This window comes from Rhodoblastus sp. 17X3 (assembly GCF_030056575.1).
Taxonomy (GTDB): domain Bacteria; phylum Pseudomonadota; class Alphaproteobacteria; order Rhizobiales; family Beijerinckiaceae; genus Rhodoblastus.
Map to the genome: position 1 here is coordinate 72847 of NZ_JASHHX010000013.1, position 22901 is coordinate 95747.

The 22901-nt window shown below is 65.0% G+C and carries 23 protein-coding genes; 12 read left to right on the plus strand and 11 right to left on the minus strand.

The genetic code is table 11. From position 1 onward, the window contains the following. Window positions 1–4: 4 nt before the first annotated feature. The 4 genes from QM467_RS13080 (at window position 5) to argE (ending at window position 3504) form a co-directional block, all read left to right on the plus strand. Window positions 5–1231, plus strand: coding sequence for a DNA cytosine methyltransferase (locus QM467_RS13080; RefSeq protein WP_283366773.1), 1227 nt, complete (start codon window positions 5–7; stop codon window positions 1229–1231). Window positions 1232–1509: 278 nt separating this feature from the next. After that, window positions 1510–1731: a hypothetical protein gene (locus QM467_RS13085; RefSeq protein ID WP_283366774.1), complete on the plus strand. Its 222-nt coding sequence runs from the start codon at window positions 1510–1512 to the stop codon at window positions 1729–1731. An 83-nt stretch (window positions 1732–1814) separates the two neighbouring features. Then, entirely contained in the window at window positions 1815–2207 is a 393-nt protein-coding gene (apaG, locus tag QM467_RS13090; RefSeq protein WP_283366775.1) for a Co2+/Mg2+ efflux protein ApaG, read from the plus strand. A gap of 121 nt (window positions 2208–2328) precedes the next feature. Next, the gene (argE, locus tag QM467_RS13095; protein ID WP_283366776.1) at window positions 2329–3504 is read left to right on the plus strand and encodes an acetylornithine deacetylase; all 1176 of its coding nucleotides are present in this window, start codon (window positions 2329–2331) and stop codon (window positions 3502–3504) included. A 158-nt stretch (window positions 3505–3662) separates the two neighbouring features. On the opposite strand, the gene pyk is transcribed toward argE, so the two are convergent. Together pyk and QM467_RS13105 are read right to left on the minus strand one after the other, a co-directional pair. After that, the gene (pyk, locus tag QM467_RS13100) at window positions 3663–5102 is read right to left on the minus strand and encodes a pyruvate kinase (RefSeq protein WP_283366777.1); all 1440 of its coding nucleotides are present in this window, start codon (window positions 5100–5102) and stop codon (window positions 3663–3665) included. 31 nt (window positions 5103–5133) lie between these two features. Further along, the gene (locus QM467_RS13105) at window positions 5134–5562 is read right to left on the minus strand and encodes a DUF1036 domain-containing protein (RefSeq protein WP_283366778.1); all 429 of its coding nucleotides are present in this window, start codon (window positions 5560–5562) and stop codon (window positions 5134–5136) included. Between the two features lie 161 nt (window positions 5563–5723). Between QM467_RS13105 and QM467_RS13110 the strand changes: the two genes are divergently transcribed. The 4 genes from QM467_RS13110 (at window position 5724) to QM467_RS13125 (ending at window position 9890) form a co-directional block, all read left to right on the plus strand. Then, window positions 5724–6563, plus strand: coding sequence for an N-formylglutamate amidohydrolase (locus QM467_RS13110; RefSeq protein ID WP_283366779.1), 840 nt, complete (start codon window positions 5724–5726; stop codon window positions 6561–6563). A gap of 61 nt (window positions 6564–6624) precedes the next feature. Next, the gene (locus QM467_RS13115; protein WP_283366780.1) at window positions 6625–6867 is read left to right on the plus strand and encodes a DUF2312 domain-containing protein; all 243 of its coding nucleotides are present in this window, start codon (window positions 6625–6627) and stop codon (window positions 6865–6867) included. Window positions 6868–6973: 106 nt separating this feature from the next. Further along, window positions 6974–8068, plus strand: coding sequence for an alkene reductase (locus tag QM467_RS13120; RefSeq protein WP_283366781.1), 1095 nt, complete (start codon window positions 6974–6976; stop codon window positions 8066–8068). Window positions 8069–8186: 118 nt separating this feature from the next. Beyond that, window positions 8187–9890: an outer membrane beta-barrel protein gene (locus tag QM467_RS13125; RefSeq protein WP_283366782.1), complete on the plus strand. Its 1704-nt coding sequence runs from the start codon at window positions 8187–8189 to the stop codon at window positions 9888–9890. 18 nt (window positions 9891–9908) lie between these two features. On the opposite strand, the gene QM467_RS13130 is transcribed toward QM467_RS13125, so the two are convergent. Continuing rightward, window positions 9909–10799 carry a UTP--glucose-1-phosphate uridylyltransferase gene (locus QM467_RS13130; protein WP_283366783.1) on the minus strand — a complete coding sequence of 297 codons (891 nt, stop codon included), beginning with the start codon at window positions 10797–10799 and terminating at the stop codon, window positions 9909–9911. Window positions 10800–10990: 191 nt separating this feature from the next. Here QM467_RS13130 and galE point away from each other — a divergent pair, with 191 nt between their 5' ends. Then, window positions 10991–11983, plus strand: coding sequence for a UDP-glucose 4-epimerase GalE (gene galE / locus QM467_RS13135; protein WP_283366784.1), 993 nt, complete (start codon window positions 10991–10993; stop codon window positions 11981–11983). Here the strand turns inward: galE and QM467_RS13140 are convergent. Then, on the minus strand, window positions 11980–12813 hold the full coding sequence (locus QM467_RS13140) for an SDR family NAD(P)-dependent oxidoreductase (protein WP_283366785.1): 834 nt from the start codon (window positions 12811–12813) through the stop codon (window positions 11980–11982). The genes galE and QM467_RS13140 overlap by 4 nt on opposite strands. 257 nt (window positions 12814–13070) lie before the next feature. Here QM467_RS13140 and QM467_RS13145 point away from each other — a divergent pair, with 257 nt between their 5' ends. Beyond that, on the plus strand, window positions 13071–13682 hold the full coding sequence (locus QM467_RS13145; protein ID WP_283366786.1) for a DUF938 domain-containing protein: 612 nt from the start codon (window positions 13071–13073) through the stop codon (window positions 13680–13682). 12 nt (window positions 13683–13694) lie between these two features. On the opposite strand, the gene cutA is transcribed toward QM467_RS13145, so the two are convergent. The 3 genes from cutA to QM467_RS13160 are packed head-to-tail and all read right to left on the minus strand — an operon-like array spanning window position 13695 to window position 16081. Then, window positions 13695–14027 carry a divalent-cation tolerance protein CutA gene (cutA, locus tag QM467_RS13150; protein WP_283366787.1) on the minus strand — a complete coding sequence of 111 codons (333 nt, stop codon included), beginning with the start codon at window positions 14025–14027 and terminating at the stop codon, window positions 13695–13697. Continuing rightward, the gene (hemH, locus tag QM467_RS13155; protein WP_283366788.1) at window positions 14018–15070 is read right to left on the minus strand and encodes a ferrochelatase; all 1053 of its coding nucleotides are present in this window, start codon (window positions 15068–15070) and stop codon (window positions 14018–14020) included. Before hemH ends, cutA begins: the two co-directional genes overlap by 10 nt. Window positions 15071–15127: 57 nt before the next feature. Continuing rightward, window positions 15128–16081 (minus strand): 2-hydroxyacid dehydrogenase, encoded by a 954-nt coding sequence (locus tag QM467_RS13160; RefSeq protein WP_283366789.1) that lies wholly within the window; start codon window positions 16079–16081, stop codon window positions 15128–15130. 108 nt (window positions 16082–16189) lie between these two features. On the opposite strand from QM467_RS13160, the gene hemN reads away from it, so the two are divergent. Beyond that, window positions 16190–17542, plus strand: coding sequence for an oxygen-independent coproporphyrinogen III oxidase (gene hemN / locus QM467_RS13165; RefSeq protein ID WP_283366790.1), 1353 nt, complete (start codon window positions 16190–16192; stop codon window positions 17540–17542). 2 nt (window positions 17543–17544) lie between these two features. Here the strand turns inward: hemN and QM467_RS13170 are convergent, their stop codons facing one another. After that, window positions 17545–18165 carry a tetratricopeptide repeat protein gene (locus QM467_RS13170; protein ID WP_283366791.1) on the minus strand — a complete coding sequence of 207 codons (621 nt, stop codon included), beginning with the start codon at window positions 18163–18165 and terminating at the stop codon, window positions 17545–17547. Between the two features lie 269 nt (window positions 18166–18434). Here QM467_RS13170 and QM467_RS13175 point away from each other — a divergent pair, with 269 nt between their 5' ends. Beyond that, window positions 18435–18644: a cold-shock protein gene (locus QM467_RS13175; protein WP_283366792.1), complete on the plus strand. Its 210-nt coding sequence runs from the start codon at window positions 18435–18437 to the stop codon at window positions 18642–18644. A 125-nt stretch (window positions 18645–18769) separates the two neighbouring features. Here QM467_RS13175 and QM467_RS13180 read toward each other — a convergent pair whose 3' ends face one another. From QM467_RS13180 to QM467_RS13190, 3 genes are read right to left on the minus strand one after another with little or no spacing between them, the layout of a single operon-like run. Beyond that, window positions 18770–19849, minus strand: coding sequence for a hypothetical protein (locus QM467_RS13180; RefSeq protein ID WP_283366793.1), 1080 nt, complete (start codon window positions 19847–19849; stop codon window positions 18770–18772). Between the two features lie 28 nt (window positions 19850–19877). Further along, entirely contained in the window at window positions 19878–21152 is a 1275-nt protein-coding gene (locus QM467_RS13185) for a glycosyltransferase (protein WP_283366826.1), read from the minus strand. 5 nt (window positions 21153–21157) lie between these two features. Continuing rightward, window positions 21158–22576, minus strand: coding sequence for a TackOD1 domain-containing metal-binding protein (locus QM467_RS13190; RefSeq protein WP_283366794.1), 1419 nt, complete (start codon window positions 22574–22576; stop codon window positions 21158–21160). Between the last annotated feature and the right edge of the window lie 325 nt (window positions 22577–22901).

The following is a 22901-nucleotide window of genomic DNA, read 5'->3' on the forward strand; positions in this document are numbered from 1 at the left end:
AGACATGATTCTTCCGCGCAGTCTCACTCTTCGCAGCCAGATGCCCCGACAAAGCCTCACCTTCTACGAATTTTTCGCTGGCGGCGGCATGGCCCGCGCGGGCCTCGGCGCGGATTGGTCCTGCCTCTTCGCCAATGACATTGATCCGGACAAGGCCGTCTCCTATCACGCCAACTGGGGCGACGCGGATTTCGTCGGCGGCGATCTCGCCGCAATTTCTCCGCGGGACCTCCCCGGCCGGGCCGATCTCGCCTGGGCCTCCTTTCCCTGCCAGGACCTTTCCCTGGCTGGCGGCGGCAGAGGCATGGGCGCCGCGGGCGACGAAGTGAAGACGCGCAGCGGCGCCTTCTGGCTGTTCCATGAAAAGATGCGCGCCCTTCGCGCCGGGAACCGGGCGCCGCGCGCCATCGTGCTGGAAAATGTCGCCGGCGTGCTGACCTCGCATGGCAAGCGGGATTTCCGCGCCCTGGTCGCCGCGTTGGACGAGATCGGCTATCGCGTCGGCGCGCTGACGCTCGACGCGCGCTGGTTCACGCCGCAATCGCGCCCGCGCGTGTTTTTTGTCGCGCTGGACAAATCGCTATTCGCCGCACAGGCGCAAGAGGCGTCCCTTACCGCCGAAGCGCCGGAGCCTTTGTGGTCTTCGCCCGCGCTTCTCGCCGCCCACGCCGCCCTGCCCGAGGCTTTGGCGGCGGATTGGGTGTGGTGGCGACTGCCCGCGCCCCCGCTGCGCAACGCCGAGCTCGCCGACCTGCTCGAAGGCGCCCCCGCCGACGCTCCCTGGCGTCCGGCCGAAGCGACCGCGCGCCTGCTGACGCTGATGGCCCCAGCCCATCGGCAGAAAATTGCGGACATTCAGGCCAGCGGGCGGCGCGTCGTCGGCGCCGTCTATCGGCGCACCCGAACAGATGAAAACGGCCAGAAGCGCCAAAGGGCCGAGGTCCGTTTCGACGGCGTGGCCGGCTGCTTGCGCACGCCGGGCGGAGGCAGCTCCCGCCAGACCTTGATCGAGGTCCGTGGCGAGACGATTCGAACCCGGCTGCTATCGCCGCGCGAAACCGCCCGTCTGATGGGCTTGCCCGACTCCTATGTGCTGCCCGAAAGCGCCAGCGCCGCCTATAAATTATGCGGCGACGGCCTCTGCGCTCCCGTCGTGCGCCATCTTGCCGAACATTTGCTGCAGCCCTTGTTGCGGGCGCCGGCGGTCCAAAAGATGGCCGCCGCCGAATAAACGTCCGCCGCCGTGCATCTCGCGATCGCAATAGTAGATTGTTGCGTTGCCGAACCGGCAACGGTTCATGCCAAAACAATAACATCAAATTTATTCGTTGTTTTCTACACAAAAAGGCCGTAAAGCGGGGGCATTAAGCTTCTGTAAAGCATCATACTCAACAAGAGCCCGAAAATGGCCCGAAAAATGCTCCGCCCTGGCGTCAATATAATCTGATCGTCATATTATTTTGCTAAGCCGCGCACGTCGCAAAGGACCTTGCCGACGATGAGGTCGCCATGACCCTGTATCACTTCCAGATGATCGACCCGACGGGCGCCCGCCGCGACATCAAATCGTTGCGCGTGTCCGACAACAGCGCCCTTTGGCGCGAGATCCTCGCCGTCGCCGCCGACCAGTCGCACGGCGGCCATATTCGCGTGACCAATGAGGCCGGCGGCATCGTCGTTCTCGTCGGCGTCTCCACCGCGCGCAGCCTTCAGGCCCGTCGCGCGGCGTAAAACTCTCGCCCCGCCGCCTAAAAAACGCGCTGCGCCGAAAAATTAGGCTCGACGCAGCGCCGGTCCCGAGGCAAATTCGCCGCATGTATCGCGCGATCACCCACGAAATCCAAATCACCGCCACTCCCGTCTTCGCGCCAGAGCGCAGCGACGGGTCGCTCAACCGCTATTTCTGGACCTATACGATCGAGATCGCCAATCATGGCGACGTCCAGGTTCAGCTTCTGGAGCGCACCTGGCGCATCACCGACGCCAACGGCAGGGTCGAGACCGTCAACGGTCCCGGCGTCGTCGGAGAGACGCCGATCATCGATCCCGGGGCCAGCTTCAGCTATACGTCGGGCTGCGGATTGACCACGTCCTCCGGCCTGATGTCGGGGACCTATCGCATGGTCGACGCCAACGGCCGCTCGTTCGACGCGGAAATTCCGCCTTTCTCGCTCGACAGCCCGATGGAGCGCCGCGTCCTCAATTGAGGGCGGCTGTCATTCGGCTGTCGCCTCGCCGCGTTAGGCGCTTGGGCCGGCTTGCGCCGCCCCGATTGGCGCGTAAACTGCTAGGGCGGAAGGCCGCGAAGGCGCCGATGGAATTCCATTCATGACGCATGTTTCCGCCGATTCCACACTTGACCGGGCCATTGCGCTGCTCGACCGGCTGGTGGCCTTCGACACCGAATCCTCGCGCAGCAATCTGCCGCTGATCGACTTCGTCGAGGATTACCTGCTCGGCCTCGGCGCGCGCTTCACCCGGATTCCCAACGCCGAGGGCGACAAGGCCGCGCTTTTCGTGACCTTCGGGCCGGATGAGGACGGCGGCGTGGTGCTGTCGGGCCATACCGACGTCGTGCCCGTCACGGGACAGAATTGGAGTTCGCCGCCCTTCGTCCTGCGCCGCGACGGCGAAAGGCTGTTCGGGCGCGGCACGTGCGACATGAAGGGCTTTGACGCCATCTGCCTCGCGATGGCGCCGGAATTCCTGGCCGCGCCGCTAAAGAAGCCGATCCACATCATGCTGAGCTATGATGAGGAGACGACCTGCGCCGGCTGCCTCGACACCATCGCGCGCTTCGGCCGCGACCTGCCGCGTCCCGCGCTGGCCGTGATCGGCGAGCCGACCATGATGCAGGTCGCCGACGCCCACAAGAGCATCGCCACCTATCGCACCTGCGTCACCGGCCACGAAGCCCATTCGTCCAAGCCATGGCTTGGCGTCAGCGCGGTCCATATCGCCTGCGAACTGGTCGCCGCGCTGGAGCGGATCGGGCTGGAGCTGCAGGCCGAGCGCGATCCGCTGGGGCGATTCGAGCCAGCCTTTTCCACCGTGCATGTCGGCATCATCCAGGGCGGCACGGCGCGCAACATCATGGCGCGGCAATGTGAATTCTACTGGGAGTTCCGCGGCCTGCCACACGTCCCGCAAAATCAGGCGCTGGAGAAATTCGAAGCCTTCAGCGCCACGCTCGCCGCCGGGCGTTTCGGCGGCTTCCCCAATGCGAAGATCGAGACCTTCGTCGAGATCGAGGCGCCCGGGCTGCGCGCGGAGCCGGATTCGGCAGCCTCCACGCTGGCCTTGGCGCTCGCCAAGGCCAATCACACCATCGCCGTGCCCTATGCGACCGAGGCCGGGCAGTTCCAGTTCGGCGGCCTGCCGGCCGTAATCTGCGGGCCAGGCAGCATCGACCAGGCCCATCAGCCCGACGAATATGTCGATATCGCGCAGCTGGCCGAAGGGGTCGCGTTCCTGCGCCGTCTGACCGGCCAAATGTCGATCTGACGCCGTTTCGCCATGACCGCGACTCATCGCGGCCAAGGAAACCCTCGCATAGACCGGAAAGGCGTCACGATACGCTTGTCTTTCGACGGGCTATTGGGCGCAGTCGCGTCTAACCAGGACTCACAGGCTCTCACCTGTGAAACCTGGTAAAATTCGCGCTATTCCGCCCGCAGACCGTCTTCGCCGATGAAGGCGAGGCGCAGCATATTGGTCGCGCCGGGCGTCCCGAAAGGAACGCCGGCGATGATCAGGATGCGGTCGCCCACGGCGGCGAGGCCCTGGCGCACGGCGAATTTGCAGGCGCGATTGGCCATGTCGTCGACGTCTTTGGCGTCCTTGGTGATGACCGATTCCACGCCCCACACCGCCGTCAGCCGCCGCGCCGTATCGCGATTGGGAGTCAGCGCCAGAATCGGCGCGCGCGGGCGCTCGCGCGCCACGCGCAAGGCCGTCGCGCCCGACGAGGTCCAGGCGACGATCGCCTTGAGATCGAGCGTTTCCGTCATGTCGCGGGCCGCGACCGCCACCGCGTCGGCGCCGGTGCGCTCCGGCGCGGCGCGCTGGGCGGCGATGATCGCGCGATAGATATTGTCCTGCTCGACCTCCTCGGCGATGCGGTTCATCATCGTCACCGCCTCGAAGGGATATTTGCCGGACGCGCTTTCCGCCGAGAGCATGATGGCGTCGCCGCCCTCAAAGACGGCGGTCGCGACGTCCGAGACTTCCGCGCGGGTCGGCGCGGGCGCGGAAATCATGCTTTCGAGCATCTGCGTCGCCACCACCACCGGGCGGCCCAACCGGCGCGCCTCGCGGGTGATTCTCTTTTGGAGGCCCGGCACTTTCTCCAGCGGCATTTCCACGCCGAGATCGCCGCGCGCCACCATCAAAGCGTCGGCGACCGCCATGATTTCGTCGAGCCGGGCGATGGCCTGAGGCTTTTCGATCTTGGCCAGGACAAAGGCGCGATCGCCAGTCAGGCGCTTGACCTCCAGAACGTCGGTAGCCCGCTGCACGAAGGACAGGGCGATCCAGTCGACGCCCGTCTCGACCGCCGCTTCGAGATCGACGCGATCCTTCGGGGTCATGGCCGCGACGGCGATTTCCGTATCCGGCAGGCTGACGCCCTTGCGGTTGGAAATGCGGCCGCCGACATCGACCTTCGTCAGGGCGCGGTCGCCCGTGGCCTCGACCACATGCAAGCGGAGCTTGCCGTCGTCGATCAGCAATTTATGGCCGGGCGCCAGCGCCGAGAGGATTTCGGGATGCGGCAGGCAGACGCGCTCGGCGTCGCCGGGCGTCGGATCGGAATCGAAGGAAAAGGTCTGGCCGACCAGAAGATCCACGCCGCCGCCCGCAAAAGTTCCAACGCGCAGCTTCGGCCCCTGCAGATCGACCAGAATGCCGATCGGCTGGCCGACGCGGGCCTCGACCGCCCGGATCATGGCGACGGTCTCCCGCATGGCCTCGGGATCGGCGTGGCTCATATTGATGCGGAACACATCGGCGCCGGCGCGCCAAAGTTTTTCGACCGAGGCCTCGTCATTGGAGGCCGGGCCGAGAGTGGCCAGAATCTTACATCGGCGGCTGCGCCTGTTCATGGGGTTCCCTCGGATGTTTTTTGTTTGAGTTTCAGTGCTGCTGTCCGGGATCGGTCAGTTGCACCGTCCAGTTCTTGGCGTCCTTGCCGGTGTCGACTTCGAAAAAGCCCGACCGGTCGAAGCCGCGCACAAAACAGTCCTCGCGGCCGTCAATGCGGAACTCGCGGTCGCGCGTGCACATGAAGGCTTTGCCCTTCCATTCGCCGCCGCGCTCGTCCATCGCGTAAATGTAATAATATTGAGCGGCGAGAGGCCCGCGCAAAAGGGTCTCGCAATTGCTGGCCTTGACGTTCCACCAGCCCTCGCTCACCCAGCTCGCTCCATTCGTATAGGCGATGGCGACGCTGACGCGCGCATTGGTGTTGTTGCAAAGACGGAAATCGGCGCGGGCGGGCGCGGTTTGCGCGGCGGCCAGAATGAAGGCGGCCGCCGGCCATGAAAGCTTAAGCGCCCTGCTCATCGCGCTCCTTCCCCGAATTGGTGTGAACAGCCCCAAAAAAGTTGAAACGCATCGCCAAGGCGTGACGCCGGGGCGCCAAAAAGTCTTTTAAACACATTGCTTGACCGCGTCGATGCGCTTTGCATTAGATTTGATTTAGAAGCGAGAGTTTGTAGCGCCCCTTGAAAATCCACTCCGACGACTCTTCCCCGCGCGTCGCCGACGCCTTCCGGCCACTCGACCTGATCGCGGGGTCGGCGGACCAGCGCCTGATCCTGTTCTGCGACCATGCGCGCAACGCGCTGCCGCCGGCCTATGGCGATCTCGGCCTGCCGCCTGATTCGCTCCGGCGCCATATCGCCTATGACATCGGCGCCGAGCAGGTGACGCGACGGCTCGCGGAGCTGACCGGCGCCTCGGCGGCGCTGGCCCTGTTCTCCCGCCTGCTCATTGACCCCAATCGCGGCGAGGACGACCCCACTTTGGTCATGCGCATTTCTGACGGGGCGCTCATTCCGGGCAACGCCCGCATCGGCGCCGATGAAATCTCCCGGCGAATCGAAACCTACTGGCGGCCCTATCGCCGCGCCGGCGCGGAGATGGTCGAAGCGGTCCTTGGGCGCGGCCTGACGCCCCTGCTGCTCGGAATCCATTCCTTCACGCCTTGTTTCAAGGGCTGCTCGCGGCCCTGGCAGGCCGGCATATTGTGGGACCAGGACCCCCGTCTCGCCAGACTGCTGACAGAGGCCTTGCGAGCAGAAAATTTCGTCGTCGGCGACAACGAGCCCTATGACGGCGCGCTGATCGGCGACAGCATGTATGAGCATTCGACCCGGCGCGGCCTGCCCGGCGCGCTGATTGAGATCCGGCAGGACCTGGTCGAGACGCCGGAGCAATGCGAGGCCTGGGCCATGCGGCTCGCGCGCATCCTTCCGCCGATCCTTGGCGATGAGGACACGAAGAAGGTGGAATATTTCGGCTCGCGCGTCGATCCCGACCTCCCGATCGGCGCGCCCGCTTGACGACGGGGCCGCTCTGGTCCAATTCAGGGGCCCAATTTCCCAAACAGAACACAGGCGGACAATGAGCACCAGCACGCTCGACGGCGGCCATTTGAAATCCTTTATCGAGCGTATCGAACGGCTCGAAGAAGAGAAAAAGGCGCTCGCGGACGATATCAAGGACGTCTATGCCGAAGCCAAGGGCAATGGCTATGACGCTAAAATCATGCGGAAAATCGTCTCGATCCGCAAGCAGGACGAAACCAAGCGGCGCGAGGAGGAGGAAATTCTCGACCTCTATCTCTCGGCGCTGGGCGAGGGCTGATTTCGTTTTTGCATAGGCGGCCTTGCCGCGGCGGAGCGTCGCGGGCCATTGCGGCGCCGCGGCGCCATGCTTAGCTCCCGGCTGGAAATCAGCCAGGAGCGCCTTCATGTCCGCCCATCATGCCGATAAATTGTTCCAGCCTTATCAGCTCGGCGACCTCAGCCTCGCCAATCGCGTCGTCATGGCGCCGCTGACGCGCAACCGCGCCACGCCCGGAACCGACGCGCCCAACGACCTGATGGTCGAATATTACCGCCAGCGCGCCAGCGCGGGCCTGATCGTGACCGAGGCCTCCCAGATTTCGCAGCAGGGCCAGGGCTATATCCATACGCCGGGCATCTATACCAACGAGCAGGCGCGCGGCTGGCGCCGAATCAACGACGCCGTGCATGACGCCGGCGGCAAGATTTTCATCCAGCTCTGGCATGTCGGTCGAATCTCCCACGTCTCGCTGCAGGCGAATGGCGCCGCCCCCGTCGCGCCTTCCGCCATCCGCGCCAATTCCAAGACCTTCGCCGCCAGCGGCTTTGTCGATGTCTCCGAACCGCGCGCGCTGGAGCTGAGTGAAATCCCCGGCATCGTCGCCGATTACGCCCGCGCCGCCGAGTGGGCGAAGGAAGCCGGGTTCGACGGCGTCGAAATCCACGCGGCCAACGGCTATCTGCTCGACCAGTTCCAGAAGGACGGCTCCAGCCATCGTACGGACGCCTATGGCGGCTCGATCGAGAACCGCTGCCGCCTGACCCTCGAAGTCGTCGACGCGATCACGAAAATCCTGCCGCCGGGCCGCGTCGGCATCAGGCTCTCGCCGGTCAGCCCGGCCAATGACGTCAGCGACAGCGCGCCGCAGGCCGTATTCGACTATCTCGTCGGCCAGCTCGACGCCCGCAAGCTTGGCTATATCCACCTTATCGAGGGCGCGACCGGCGGCCCGCGCGATATCGCCCCGTTCGATTTCGCCGCCTTGCGCAAGGCCTTCCGTGGCGCCTATGTCGCCAATAACTCCTACGACCGCGCGTTGGCGACGCAGGCGGTGGCGACGGGCGCTGCGGATCTCATCGCCTTCGGTCGGCCCTTCATCGCAAACCCTGACCTCGTCGAGCGCCTGCGCCGCGACGCGCCGCTGAACGCGCTGGACGTGAAGACGCTTTATGGCGGCGGCGCCGAGGGTTACACCGATTATCCCGCGCTCACGGCTTGAGCGTCGCGGCGTCGGGCAAGGTTTGGTTAACCATGAAACGTAAGGCTCCATTAACCATAAGAGCCTAACGCTGGCCTGAGTTGTGGCGGCCCGGTCCGCCGCCCCGCGAGGCCAGAGCTTGTCCGTCGAACCGCGTCGCGAGACCGTCATCCCTTGCGCGCGATCGCTCCGCGATCCGGGCAAGGCGCGCGCGCGCCTGCCCGCGCTCGCCCTGGCTGGCGCAGCTCTTGCTGCGCTTTCCGGCGCCGCGCTGGCGCAAAGCGCGGATTTCCGGCCCACGACCCATGATCCCGAGCTGACGCAGGACTCGGCGCCCGCGGCGCGCCCCGGCGCCGGGGCGCCGTCCATTCCCGGCGCGACGCCTTCGACGACGACGCCGCTGCCCGACGCTTATTATCCCGACACGGCGATCCCCCGGCCCGCCGCATCCGCCGCCAATTACGGCAAGCCGCGCCCGTTCAAGCCGGTGGCGAAATCGAACCGCAAAAGCTTCGCCCATCCGCTGCCGGACCTCGCCGCCTATCCCACATCGGCCGAGGCCCGTCGCCGGAACGCTCTCGGCCTGCGCACCGAAACGATGGACCCGGCCTTGCTCGCGCCGTCGCCGACGACCGCCCTGCCCGCGCCGATACCGCAGCGCCCAAAGCCGAAAATCGACCCGGAGCCCTTCGCCCCGATCGGCTTCGACGCTGGCCCCTTGCGCGCACACGCCTATTCGGAGACAAGTTTCGGCTATAACTCCAACCCCAACCAGGCCTCGACCGGCTCGGGCAACCTGCGCGGCTCGACATTCCTGCGCGAGGAAATCGGTCTTGCGGGCGTCTCGGACTGGTCGAACCACAGCTTCGCCGGAGAGATGCGGCTGGGCTATAATGATTATTTCAGCCAATCCAGCGCCAATGCGCCGGATGGTACGGGCAAGTTCCTGACCCGCCTCGACGTCGCGCGCGACACCAGGATCAATATCGACGGCAATTACACGCTTTCGACGCAGTACCAGTCGTCGCCCAATCTCTACAACAATGGCGCCTCGACCCAGTTGGCCTCGCGCCCGCTCGTGGCGACCTTCGGCGGGGGCCTGGGCGTCAGCCAGGTCTTCAACCGGACTGAAGTGACCCTGCGCGGCTCGTTCGAGCGGAATTACTGGGCCGACGCGCATTTCGCCGACGGCTCGACGCAATATCTCTCGCGCGATTCCTATGACGATTACGGCGTGACGCTGCGCGCGAGCTATGTACTCACGCCGGGGGTAAAGCCCTTCGTCGAGGGCGTCGTGGATGATCGCATCCACGACACGACCTATGGCACTTCCGGCTATGCGCGTAATTCCACCGGCGCCTCGGTGAGCGCGGGCTCGACCTTCGAATTGACGCGCCTGCTGGTCGGCTCCGCCTCGGCGGGCTATGCCGACCGCAATTATCAGGACCCGCGCCTGGCCAATCTGCGCGGCCCGGTGTTCGACATTTCGCTGGTGTGGACCGCCACGCCGCTGACCCGGGTAACGCTGCGCACCCTGACCACGATGGACGAAACCACGGTGGCCGGCGCTTCCGGGACGATCACGCGCACCGGGACGCTGGAAGTCGCGCACGCCTTGCGCCGCGACCTCACCATCACCGCCACCGCCGGGATCCAGACCGAAAACTATCCCGGCGCATCGCTGGTCCAGACCTATTATTCGGCGGGGGTGAAGGCGGAATACAACCTGACCCGCAGCATCGTCCTCAAGGGCGCCTACGCCTTCCAGCGCATGACGTCCAATCAGGCGGGCTCGGACTTTACCGCCAATATCATGACGGTGGGCCTGCGCCTTCAGCAGTGATAGGCGCAGGCGGGTTGGTCACAAGGTCCCGACGATGCGCTTCAGCTCGGCGCGGAAGCCCGGCTCGATGTCCGGGCGGGCCAGCGCGAACGCGACATTGGCGGCGAGGAAGCCAAGCTTCGAGCCGGTGTCATAGGTCTTGCCGTCGAAATGACGGGCGAAGAATTTCTGGGTTTTGGCCAGTTCGATCATCGAATCGGTGAGCTGAATTTCGCCGCCGGCGCCCTTCTGGCCCTTGGCGAGCAGGTCGAAGATCTGCGGCTCCAGCACATAGCGGCCGGAAATGATGTAATTGGACGGCGCGGTCCCCTTGGCGGGCTTTTCGACCATGCCGGCGATCTCGAAGGAAGCCCCGAAGTCCTGGCCCTTGGCGACGACGCCATATTGATGGGTGTCCTCCATCGGGACCTGCTCGACCGCGATGACATTGCCGCCATGCTCGTTATAGGTGTCGAGGCATTGCTGCAGGCAGCGCTTGCCGCCCGCGCCCGGCAAGGTGATCATGTCGGGCAGCAGCACGGCGAAGGGCTCGTCGCCGATGATGTCGCGCGCGCACCACACGGCGTGGCCGAGGCCGAGCGGCAATTGCTGGCGGGTGAAGCTGGTCGCTCCCGCTGCCGGAAGATCGGCCTGAAGCCCCTCCAGCTCCTTGAGCTTGCCGCGGCGCTGCAGGGTTTCTTCCATCTCATAGGCGATGTCGAAATGATCCTCGATCACCGCCTTGTTGCGGCCGGTGACGAAGACGAAATGCTCGATGCCCGCCTCGCGCGCCTCTTCGACGCAATGCTGCAGAACCGGGCGATCGACCACGGTCAGCATTTCCTTCGGAACGGTCTTGGTGGCGGGCAGCACGCGCGTGCCGAGGCCGGCGACCGGGAAGACAGCTTTACGAATTCGCTTTTTCTGCATGGAACATCCGCTTCGCTGAGAAGTGATGGAAGATTACGGCTGGGCCGGCAGGTTCTTATCACCGCCGGACAGGTTCCGCCAAGAAAGTTGAAATTAGCCTTTCTGACCGGCGCCGCTTCGCAGCCCGGCTTTTTTGCTCTAAAACTGCCCCGGCCCGCGCGGCGCGGGAGGAATTCGAAAAAGGACGTTGGATGACCGTTCTCGTGACTGGCGGCGCCGGCTATATCGGCTCGCATATGGTGCTCGAACTGCTGGACGCAGGCGAAAAGGTCGTCGTGCTCGACAATCTTTCGACCGGGCGCCGCGCCTCCGTGCCGCCGCAAGCCGAGCTGATCGTCGGCGACTTCGGCGATGAGCCCCTTGTCAGGGACCTGCTTTCGAGCCGGGGCGTGAAGGCGATCATCCATTTTGCGGCCAAGATCATTGTGCCCGAATCGGTCGCCGATCCGCTCGGCTATTATCTCAACAACACCGCCTCCGCCCGCAGCCTGCTGGCCTGCGCAGTCGAACAAGGCGTAAAGCATTTCATCTTCTCCTCCACCGCCGCCGTCTATGGCGAACCGGAGATGAACCCGGTCACCGAGGGCGAGAGCCTCAAGCCGGTTTCGCCCTATGGCCGCTCCAAGCTCATGGTCGAATGGATGCTGGAAGATGTTTCCCGCGCCCATGGCCTGCGCTATGTCGCGCTGCGCTATTTCAACGTCGCCGGCGCCGATCCCAAGGGCCGCACCGGCCAATCCAGCCCCAACGCGACTCATCTCATCAAGGTCGCCGTGCAGGCGGCGCTGGGCATGCGCCCGAGCATGGAGGTTTTCGGCGTGGATTACCCGACCCCGGACGGCTCGTGCCTGCGCGACTACATTCAGGTCACCGATCTCGCCCGCGCCCACATGGCCGCGCTGAATCATTTGCGCGCGGGCGGCGAGAGCCTGACCTGCAATTGCGGCTACAAGCGCGGCTATTCCGTGCTGGAAGTGATCGAGACGGTGAAGCGCGTCTCCGGCGTCGATTTCGACGTGAAGATTTCGGGACGCCGCGCCGGCGATCCGGCGGCGATCGTCGCCGCCAATGAACGGGCGCGGGAAAAGCTCGGCTGGGCGCCAATTCACGACAATCTCGAAGAAATCGTGCGCCAGGCGCTGGCCTGGGAGAAGACGCTGCTGGCGGAAAAGGCGGCCAGTTAGCCCGACACGTCCCGGCGCGTCACGAAATCCACGATCCGGTCCGGCGTCAGCGCACGGCCGAGCGGGCCGAAGCGGGCGATGAAGCCGACATTGTAGCGCGTGCGCGGATGGGCCGCCGTGGCCGCCTTGAGCACGGCTCGCGCGACGTGCTCTGCGGTCATGACGCCGAAGCCGCGCGGATCAAGGAATTCATGCATGCGCCGGGCGAGATTTTTCCGGAACGCCGCATAGGGGCTGTCAGCGCCGCCGTCGGGGATGGATTTCAGCAGCGTCGCCTCGAAATGGGTGGCGATCGGCCCCGGCAGCACATTCACCACCTTGACGCCGAAGGGCTCGACTTCGGGCCGCAAGGCGTCGGCGAGAGCCTCCAAGGCGAATTTGGAGGCGTGATAGGCGCCGCCGCCCAGAACCGCGACGCGGCCGGCCACCGAACTCACAGTGACGATGCGGCCCGTCCCGGCGCGCCGCATTCCCGGCAGGACCAGTTGCGACAGCCGCAGGCCGCCGAACACATTGGTCTCGAACTGGCGCCGCATGAGGTCGAGCGAAATTTCCTCTATGGGGCCATATTGGCCATAGCCGGCGTTATTCACCAGCACGCCGACCGCGCCGAATTCGCGCTCGACCGCCGCGACAGCGGCGCAGCGCGCCTCTTCGTCGGCGACGTCGAGGGCCAGCACATGGCAGCCGAGGGCGCGAAGATCGTCGAGCGCGGCGGGATCGCGCGCCGTGGCGAAGGTTTCGAACCCGGCGGCGCGAAACATCTTCGCGGCGGCGTGGCCGACGCCGCTCGAACAGCCGGTGATGAGAACGGGGCCACTTCTGCGCAAACACTGCCTCCGGCTTTTCGGGCGCACGATCTTATACCGGGACTTACAGGTGAAAACCTGTACGTCCCGGTTAGGCGCGACTGCGCCCAATAGCTCGTCGTAAGGCGGGCGTCCTCCGACGCCCTTTTGGCTTATGCGAGGAATTCCTTGACCGCGACATGTCGCGGTCAAGGAGAATTTGTATCAAGCGAGGGCGTTCGCGTTGCAACGCGGAAACAGACGTTTCCATCTGCTTGTGTTCGGGCGATAATGCCGCCATGGATGACCCTCGCCTTTACGCGCCGGCCACGCGCCGCAACCGCGATCCGATCCTCGCCGTGCTGCGCGCGATCCTGCCCGAAGAGGGCTTGGCTGTGGAGATCGCCAGCGGCTCGGGCGAGCATGTCGTTCATTTCGCGGCGCAATTGCCGAAACTGACCTTCCTCCCCACCGACCCTGGCGCCAGCGCGCGCGCCAGCATTGCGGCGTGGATTGCGGCCTCCGGCGTCGCCAATGTGCGCCCGCCGCTCGATCTCGACGCCACATCGCCGCGCTGGCCAATCGACCGGGCTGATGCGCTGATCTGCCTCAACATGATCCATATTTCGCCCTGGGCCGCGACCGAAGGCCTGTTCGCCGGCGCCCGCCAAATCCTGCCGCCGGGCGCGCCGCTCTATCTTTACGGGCCGTACAAGCGCAATGGCGCTCATACCGCGCCGAGCAATGAGGCCTTCGACGCGAGCCTGCGCGCGCAGGACGCCGCCTGGGGCGTGCGCGATCTGGAGGCGGTCGCCGCCTGCGGCGAGATCGCGGGCTTCGGCTGGCCCGAAATCATCGAAATGCCCGCCAATAATCTGAGCGTGATTTTCCGCCGCCGCGACGTTCCCTGAAAAGCGGGGCCCTCAGCCGTCCGCGCGCTCGGTCGCCTGCCGCGCCCAGTCGAGGTAGGCGGCGTCGCCGGTCAGGATCGGCAAGGCGATGATTTCCGGCGTCTGGTAGGAATGCAATTCGCGCAGGACGGCGGCGATCTGCGCAAAATCCGCCACGCGCGCCTTGGCCGCGAGCAGGAATTCCTTCTCCTTGGCGGGCGCGCCTTGCCAGACATAATGGCTGGTCACTGGCGCGATCTGCACGCAGGCCGCGAGTTTGCGCTCGATCAGGGCCTCGGCGATATCCTCCGCCCGAACCTCGTCGTCAATCGTCGTCTGCACGACGCAGAATGCGCTCATATCCATCCTGAAACCTCCGTCCGCACGACATCGGCGATCATATCGATTCCCTCGATGCTATCGTTCAGACATGGCAATACGGCGAAATGCGCGCCGCCAGCCTCCAGAAAGGCGTGGCGGTTCTCGACGGCCAGCTCCTCCAGCGTCTCGAGACAATCGGCGACAAAGCCCGGCGCAATCACGACGATCTTCCTGACGCCCTGCGCGGGAAGCGCCTTCACGGTTTCGATCGTGTAGGGCTTGAGCCATTCCTTCGGCCCCAACCGCGACTGGAAGGTCATCAGCATTTTCTCGCCAAGCCCGGTCGCCTCGCTGAGCAGGCGCGTAGTCTTGGCGCAATGGCAGAAATAGGGATCGCCCTTGTCGAAATAGTCCTGCGGAATGCCGTGCCAGGAGACGACGATCCGCTCCGGCTCGAAATCCAGCTTCGCCAGCCCGTCGCGCAAAGACTTTGCGAGGGCGTCGATATAGGACGGGCGATCGTAGAAGGGCGCGGCGATGCGGAGCGTAGGCTGCCAGCGCAAGGCCTTCAGCGCGTCGAAGGCGCAATCTGCGACAGTGGCGTTGGTCGCCGCGCAATATTGCGGATAGAGCGGCACGACCAGCAACCGGTCGCAGCCTTGCGCCTGAAGCGCCGCAATGCGCGAGGCGACCGAGGGTTCGCCATATCGCATGGCCCAATCCACCACGATCTTCCCGCCGCCTGCCCCAAAGGCGCCGCCGGCGATGCGTTCCGCCAGCTTTTCCGCCTGCGCGCGCGTGACCGTCTTGAGCGGCCCTTCATTGCGCTCCTTGTTCCAGATCGTCTCGTAATCCTTGCCCTTGCGTGACGGGCGCGTGGTGAGGATCACCAGATGCAATAGCGGCAGCCACAGCGCGCGCGGAACCTCGATCACCCGGCGGTCGGACAGGAATTCGGCGAGATAGCGGCGCATCGGCCAATAGCCGGTCCCGTCCGGCGTGCCGAGATTGACCAGCAGGACCCCGATCTTGCCGAAAGCGACGGGGGGATGGGCGGGTGCCGAAGAGGGAGAACGTGCGGAAAACATGCAAAATCCTGATTGAGGCTTTGTTCTAGCCTGCCCGGCCCGCGGCGACGAGCGCAATCACGCCACAGGCGTCACGGCCCCCGCGCCCGACGCCCATGACGTCAGGTTTTCAACCACGAGATCGGCCATCGCCTCGCGCGTCGCGACCGAGGCCGAGCCGATGTGAGGCGCCAGAATGACCTGCGGCATCGCGCGCAATTCCGCGGGAACGTCGGGCTCCGTCGCGAATACGTCGAGCGCGGCTGTTTGGATCTTTCCCTGCTGCAAGGCCGCGATGAGAGCCGCCGTATCGACGAGCGACCCGCGCGCGATATTGACGAGGATTCCCCGCGGCCCCAACGCTTCCAGCACGCGCGCCCCGACGATATGGCGCGTCTGCGGCCCTCCCGGCGCGGCCACGACGAGAATGTCGCAGGCCTGCGCCAACTCCACCGGCGAGGCGGCATAAGCGTAGGAAACATCGTCGCGGCGGCTGCGATTATGATAGGCGATTTTCAGGCCGAAGGCCTCGGCCCGCCGCGCGATGGCCCGACCGATATCGCCCAGTCCGAGCACGCCAAGCACACGCCCCTTGAGCGAGGCGGACAGCGGGAACGGCCCCCTCGTCCAGTCGCCGCGCCGCACGAAGGAATCCGCCTGCGGCAATTGGCGCACGGCGCAGAGCAGCAGCCCCATCGTCGCATCCGCGACCTCATCGACCAGGACGCCCGGCGTATTGGTCACCACGACGCCCCTCGCCCGCGCCGCCGCGACATCGATATGGTCATAGCCGACGCCCAGATTGGCGACGATTTCGAGCTTCGGGAAAAGATCGAGAAAGACGGAATCGATCCTTTGCGCGCCGGTCGAGGCGAGGCCGCGAATGTCCGGCGCCGCCGCGCGCAGGGCCGCCGCGCGGTCGGCTTCCTCCCAGAGCTTCAGCGCGTCGAAGGTCTTGGTCAGCCGCGCCAGCCCCCCGGCCGGCAAGGGATCTGGAACGAGAACGCGAAAACCGGGGAATGACGACGGCATGGGAACCTCCGGGGCGGCCATGTTGCACGGCCTCCACGCCGCCAACATTCGTCCCGTTCATTGATCCGCATCAAGGTCTGTCTCGACGATGAATGAGAAAAAGTCCAGATGACCGCCATTCCATCAAATCTGGTTCTCGCCGAGAAGTCGGTTCCTCGTTACACGAGCTATCCCACCGCGCCGCATTTCTCCGATGCGGTCGGGCCGGACCAGTTCGCGGAATGGCTCGGCGCCTTGCCGGTCGACACGCGCCTGTCGCTTTACCTCCACGTGCCTTACTGCCGCGAGCTGTGCACTTATTGCGGCTGCCACACCCGGGCCACGCGCAAGAATGAGCCGCTCGACGCCTATGCCGAGACCCTTGCGCGCGAAATTGACATGGTCGCCAGGACTTCGCCCGCGCGGGAGGTGGTCCACGCCCATTGGGGCGGCGGCACGCCGGGCCTGCTCGGCGGCGCCCGGTTGCGCGCGCTCACGGATTCCCTGCGCGGGCATTTCAATTTTTCGGCCAAAGCCGAAATTTCGATCGAACTCGACCCGCGTCATGTTGACGGCGATCTCGCCCTTGCTCTTGCCGGGGCGGGCTTCAACCGCGTCAGCCTCGGCGTGCAGGATTTCAACCCGCATGTGCAGAAGGCCATTGGCCGCATCCAGCCCTTCGAGGTTGTCGAGCGCGCCGTCGGCCTGCTGCGCGTCGCGGGCTTCCGCGCCATCAATCTCGACCTGATGTATGGCCTGCCCTTCCAGACCGAGGAAGACGTGGTCAACACCGCCGAACTCGCGGCCTCGCTGGCCCCGAGCCGGCTGGCGCTTTTCGGCTACGCCCACGCGCCCTGGTTCGCCAAGCGGCAGACGCTGATCGACGCCGCCGCCCTGCCCGGCGCGGCGGAACGGCTGCGCCAGGCCGCGACCGCGCGCAAGACCCTGGCGGATCGGGGCTATGTCGCCATCGGACTCGATCATTTCGCGCTGCCCGACGACCCGATGGCCGTCGCGCTCCGGGCCGGCAATCTGCGGCGCAATTTCCAGGGCTATACGGTGGACCAGGCCGAGGCCTTGCTGCCCTTCGGCGCTTCCTCGATAGGGCGGTTGCCGCAGGGCTACGCCCAGAACGCGGCGGATGTCGGGTCGTGGCGGCGCGCTATCGAGGCCGGGCGCTTCGCCACTGTGAAGGGAATCGCCCTCTCCCGCGACGATCTCGCGCGCGCGGCGGTGATCGAGCGGCTGATGTGCGATTTTTCCGTCGATTACGGCGTGATCGCGGAAAACATGCTGGGCGACGTCGCGGCCTTCGATGCGGCGGAAGCGGATTTGGCGCAGCTGATCCGGGAGGGCGTTGCGTCGCAGGAGGGGCGGCGGGTCTCGATCACAGAGGCCGGGCGCCCCTTCATGCGCCTTGTCGCGGCCGCGTTCGACGCCTATCTGCCGACCCGCGCCGCCCGCCACAGCGTGGCGGTGTGACACTAGATCCGATTGCCCTCGATCTGACGTTCGAGCGTCTCGGCCTCTTGGCGGAGCTGGTCGTTCCGCGGGTCTAATTCCAGCGCGCGGCGCAGCAACTCCAGCGCGGGGACATTGCGCCCTTCGGCGCGCATCAGCGTCGCCAGTTCGCTCATCGCCATGAAGTCGCGCGACTCGACGCCGAGAGCGTGGTCCAGATCAAGCATGGCGCCTTCGCTGTCGCCCTGAAGCAGGGCCGATTGCGCCCGCCGCCGCCAGCCGAGCGTCCAATCCGGATAGAGCGCCACGATGCGGTCGAGCAGGGCCGCGGCCTCCGGCCCCTTTGCGCTTTTCATCAGGCTTTCGGAGCGGGCCATCAGCAGGTCGGCCGTGGGCGAGCCGGAATGTCCCCACAGCCGGACGATGAAGCTGCGGATCTGCGCGGCGGCCTGTGCGTCCGGCGCCTGTCGCAATTTCGCGAATAATTCGGTCAGCGCCTTCTGCCGCGCCTCGGCCGCGATCGGCCTCGCCACGCTCCTCTCGGGCGGCGCGGCGCGCGAGGGGACCGCGAGGCCAAAAGCCGCGAAAGCGAAGAAGCCGACAGCCGCGAAAGCGGACAGGAAAATAAAGCGAAGCGCCTGCATGGAATGATTAAAGCTGATTTTTACGCCCGCGCCAAATGGAAGCAAAAACCGGCGAACCGCCCGGTCATCGGCACATAAAGCATAAAGTGGAACGCGGCCTTGCAGTCGACACATTTCATCGCTATGAATGCGCCATCGATCTTGCTGCTGAACTTTGTTTTCGCGCCAATGGCGCCGCTGACGATCTTCCTCTCCCAAAATCGACCTGAACCGCCAGCCGCGCCTCAGCGTGGCGGGCATCTCCCGTGACCGATCAAAAGGAAATCGTCATGACTATCGGAACCGTCAAGTTCTTCAATTCGACCAAGGGCTTCGGCTTCATCCAGCCCGACGATGGCGGCGCGGACGTTTTCGTCCACATCTCCGCCGTCGAACGCTCGGGCATGCGCACGATCGTGGAAGGCCAGAAGCTCAGCTTCGACATTGTCAAGGACAACCGTAGCGGCAAGAGCGCGGCCGAGAATCTTCAGGCTGCGTAACGAATAACGCTTCTGGTCCGTGACCACGGATGTACTGGCGTAGGCCATCGAGGCGTTTAGGAGAAGGTCGGGTTCGCCCGGCCTTTTTTATTTTTTGCGGCCGCGGACGCGTCGGCCCCGGCCATTCAATGCGCGGATTGGACGGGCGCGGCCGTAGCTTCGCTGCGCCATGACGCCATGGCCCAGCGCGCGCCGTCAAGCACGCTCGACAGGCCATAGGGTCCGGTCACCTTGATCTTCGCCATCAGCGGAAACTGCGTGGGCTCGTCGAAGACGATGCGCGCGACCTGGTTGCGATCCACGCCGCTCATATTGGACTGGAATTCGGCCGGCGCCCGATCGGTGATCGTCTCGATCCTCTCGACGCGGCCGCTTTCGCGGTTCACGCCATCCGTCACGATCACCCTCTCGCCATGCGCGATTCCGTACATGCGATTTGTCGGCAGATAGGCCAGCACATATTTGGGACCGTGATAGACGTCCGCCATGACTTCGCCGTGGGTCATAACGGCGCCGGGCTCCGCGACCTTGGCGCCGAGGGTCCCCTCGACGGGGCTGGCGACGATTCCGTCGCGATAGGTCGCCTGCGCGCGGTCAAGCGCGTCGGCGAGATGCGCCAGATTCAATTTCGCCATGCCGCGCTCGCTTTCAAGCGCGCCGCGTTCGGAGCGCAAGGCTTCGACCTCGCGCGCGGCGTCATAAGCGTCGCGGCTCGCTTCCGCCTGACGCACGCGCGTGGAAAAGCCCGACGCGACGGCCTTCTCGATCTGCGCCTGCACGGCCTTCGCCGTGCGGCTTCGGCTTTCCGCCGATGGCAGCGTCGTCTCGATGGCGGCCAGACGCGTCGCGATCTGGGTCTGGCGCGCCTCGAGTTGCGCCTTGCGGGTGACGAGGCTGGAAATCAGGTCCAGCATCTGGGTCGAGACGACATTGCCGAGCGGCTGGCCCGCCGCGACTTTCTGGCCTGGCCGCCCCGCAAAGGAAAGAACCTGCGCGTCGAAGGGCTGGGTGACGATCTCGCGCTCCTGCACAACCAATCCACTCGCGTCCAGCAGCACGAGGGAGCCGATGAAAAGATAGACCACCCACAGGGCGCCGGCGCTGAGCCCGAAGACATAGAGCCGCCGGGCGAGGGTCTGGCTGGCGCGCACCTGGTTCCGCGCATTGTCGGGCCGGAACTCGGGACGCAAGGAATGGATCGCCATTTTCTTTCTCTGTCTCCCGCGCGCGGGTTCATCGCCAATCATTCAGATCGCGAACTTTTTTGGGAACGTAATTGTCGGTCAGGGACAAGGAGGCGACCGCCTCGGTGGCGTAGGCGTAAAGTCGGTGGAATTTCATCACATAGATCTGAAACAGACCGTATACCGGGACGAATGGCAGAAGATGCAGATAATCCGGACGTCCCGTGACAAGGGTCGCGGCGACGAAACAAGCGAGGTCGAATCCGAAAAGCGCAATGGAGACCGCCACAAGCAAGGTGGTCGCGCCAGCGACGCCGAATGTGGCGAACAGCCATCCCAGGTAGAAGGGAAAAGCGAGGCCCGGTAAAGCGGTAAACAGCAAGAAGTCCCACTGGTGCGCCGCTTCGAGCCAGCGAAAGGATGGCGCGAATGGATTGAACAGCCGACGATATTTGCGGAAGCGGATCCAATAGGCGTCCCGCTCCCAGCGGCTGCGCTGGCGCAACAGGGCGAAGGGACTTTCAGGCACGTCAGTGTAGCAAATCGCGTGGCGGGCAAATTCGATTTTGTAGCCGGCGAGCCGCAGCCGTATCGTGAAGTCAAAATCCTCGCCGCCCGTGTCCATCCCGCCCTGCGCAACCCATGCGCTGCGTCGGAAGGCGCCAAAGGCGCCTGATATGCACGACACCTGGTCGAGCGCGCCCGAGTAGGTTTTGCCGAGCGAAATGGAGATGAGATATTCGATCGCCTGAATCGCGGTGGTCACCGAACGACGCCAGTTGCGCACCAGGATATTGCCCGACACCGCCCCGATGGACGCGTTCCCCGCGAGCGGGCGCAGCAATTCCTCGATCGCATTGGGTTCGAACGAACAATCGCAGTCCGTGACGATGAAAATCTCGCCATGCGCCATGCGCGCCGCGAGATTGAGGGCCGCCGCCTTGCCGCCGCGCAACTGCAGGCGAGCGATCGACTGCACCAGCCCCTCACTCTGCAAGCGCCGCATGATCGAAAAGGTCCGGTCGCTGGATCCATCATCGACGCAGACGATTTCGAAGCCGTGGAAACTCTGTTTTCGCAGCGACCGGACGCATTTTTCGATGGCGTCTTCCTCATTATGGCCGGCCAGCAGGATCGAGACGCGAGGAAGCGGCGGAAGCGGCCCGTAAGGCCGGTGGTCGCGGAGGATGAATGCGGCCGCGGTCGCCTGAATCCCAATAAAAAATCGCGGCGCGTCCGTCAGCAGCACCATGCCGAACATCGTGAAAAACGACCATCCCGACAGGGAGCCCAGCAGGCCGCGTGCATTTTCGAAAAGCTCCATCGCGCTCACGCAACTTTTCTCGGCCGCTCCGCGACCCCCGGCACTTCGTCAGGCGAAAAGACGGCGAGTTCGATTTTCGGCGCGAGCGAGAGATGCCGTTCGAGCCTTTGGCGAATATCGGGCAGATGCCGCTCGACCTCCGCCTTGAGGTCGCGTCCGAGCAGGGCCAGATAGACGGGTGCGGCAGCGATAATCTCCGTTTCGGGCGTGAAGCATTCCCGCATGATCTGATCGAAGAAAGCGCAGGTCTGACGCCAGGCGTCGGCCCTGTCCGGCATCTCCGGCGGCTTGTGCAGACGAGCGAACAATATGCTGCAGGGCTGCCCGAGCGCGGCGTGGCGGCGCGCAAAAGCGCGGACCCTGCCGCCGATTGAAACACCATCAGCTTCCGGGAGCGGCGCCCCGCTGGTCACGCAGGCGCGTCCGGCGGCGGTCAGGCCATAGGCGTAGATGGTCGTGCTGTCGACGCGCCGCGCATCAATGCGCGAGTCGCAATCCAGGCAGAGGAAACCGACCTTGTGTTCGGTGGAGAGGTGGCTGCAGGATCGGCAGACGGCGATCGACCCCGGGCGATCGTAATCGACGCTGAAGTTCTTCAGCTGCTGCAGGCATTTGGGGCAAACCAGCTCGCCGCCGCGCCGGAAGTCGCGCTCCGGCCCCTGGCAAGCGCATTTCAGGTGATGGACAATCGGCTCCTCGACGATGTCGGCGCCGCCGCAGCTCGAACAATATTCGCGCACCGTCATCCGCGCCGAGGCGCAATGGGGGCAGACATTGGTCTTGTCGAAGAATTTTCGCTCCATCAGGCCCTGGCTGGCCAGTTCCGCCGCGAGCGCCGCCGCGCCCGGTATCGCAACCTCGTCGTCATAGACGAAGGTTTCGCGGGCGCCGACCTCGCTTCGCGGCGTCAAAGCGCGGTCGCGCACGAACAGGCGCGCCAGCAGCATCAGGCGACGGTCTTCGGTTTCGATCACGTCGCGCGGCAGGGAGCGAAGCCGCCGCACCGCGGGACGAAGCATCTCGACGGCCTCGTCGATCTCGCGCTGCGAGGCGCCGTCAAGCATGATGTCGGCGCGGCGCTGATCCCGCGTTCCGCGACCGCCGCGGGTCGCATCGACGACGGGGAGAATCGCGGCGGGGCCGCGGCCGAGGCGCCGCGCCAGCAAGGCCGCGGCGTTCGTCTCCGTCAATAGGACGATGTCCGGCGTTTCGTTCGGATTGGCGAAACAGGCTTCGTCCGGCAGGATCGTCTCGTTGAGGCGACCGGGAACGCCAAGAAGCCGAATGGGAGCTTGACGCCGCAGGGCCTCCGGCGCATCGGAGCCATGGGGGCGGCCGGGACCCGAGGACTCGGCGCGAGCAGAAATATCGACGAGCGCCGCCTTCGGAAAGTCCTGCCTCGCAAGATGAATCGCTTTGCTCATCTACATACTGACCAACGTTACATCGACGCGGAACCTGGCGAGCCCCTTCCATCATCGGTTCCTGCAAACGCCCGGCGCGATGCCGCGAGCCGGGAATTCTCTGAGATTTATCGACGACGTTTCCGTTCTCGCGAACGACACAGGTCCAATTCACGCCGTAACGTTAGCAGAGCATGTGTTGATATATCGTTGCGTCACTTTATGTATTGAATTGAGCCATAACGCCCGAATTCATTGTCATTTTTGGCGCGTGTGAAGAACAGATCCTCCGTTTATTGAGGGTGCGCCGCACCCCCGCGACGGGCGGCGCAGGCTCCTCGTCGCC